Annotated in this window: 1 protein-coding gene; it reads left to right on the top strand. The window is 72.8% G+C overall.

The window, feature by feature from the left end:
* The coding region (locus ACOV8S_RS30985; protein WP_448321814.1) for a DUF6603 domain-containing protein at positions 1–955 on the top strand (955 nt) is incomplete at both ends.

Raw genomic sequence — 955 nt, 5'->3', positions numbered from 1 at the left:
CCCTGCTCACCCTCGACCTCGCGCTGCTGCTCGAACTGCCCACACCGGTACGGCTGGTGCTGCTCGGCAGGCTGCGGATGGCGCTGCCCACCGAGGAGCGGGCCGTGGTGGTCGTCAACATGGACGTCCTCGGGGTGATCGACTTCGAGCGGGGCGAGGCGTCCGTCGACGCCACCCTGTACGACTCCCGGATCGCCGCGTTCGCGCTCACCGGCGACATGGCGATGCGGGCCCGCTGGAAGGGCGGGAGCAGCTTCGCGCTGTCGGCCGGCGGGTTCCATCCGCGCTTCCAGCGCCCGGAGGGCTTCCCGGAGCTGCGCCGCCTGGCGATCTCCCTGCTGAACGGCGACAACCCCCGGCTGCGGCTGGAGGCGTACTTCGCGCTCACGTCCAACACGGTGCAGTTCGGCGCCCGTCTGGAGCTCTACGCCGCCGCACTCGGCTTCAGCATCGACGGGATGCTGTCCTTCGACGCCCTGGTGCAGCTCGAACCGTTCGGCTTCCAGGTCGACATCGCCGGGCGCCTCACCCTCAAGCGGGGCAGCCGCACCCTGATGGGCGTCGGCGTGGAGGTCGCGCTCTCCGGTCCCACCCCCTGGCACGTCCACGGCAAGGCCCGCTTCGAGATCCTCTTCTTCAGCGGTGAGATCAGCTTCGACCGCACCTTCGGCGCGCGGGGCGCCCCCGCGGCCCTGCCCGCGGCCGTCGACGTGGCCGCCAGGGTCGAGGAGGCGATGGCCGACCCGCGCAACTGGACGGCCCAGCTCACCGGGCCCGGCCGCACCGTCGTCACCCTCCGCCGACTGCCGGACGCCGACGGCCAGTTGGTCGTCCACCCGCTCGGCGGGCTGTCGTTCACACAGCGGGTCGCCCCGCTCGGGCTCACCCTGCAGCGGTTCGGCGGAGCGCCCGTGACGGGCGCACGCCGACTGGACCTCGACCCCGAGCTCACCGT

The sequence above is a fragment of the Streptomyces sp. CO7 genome (genome assembly GCF_053474865.1).
This window is presented reverse-complemented; position numbering and strand designations above follow the sequence as displayed.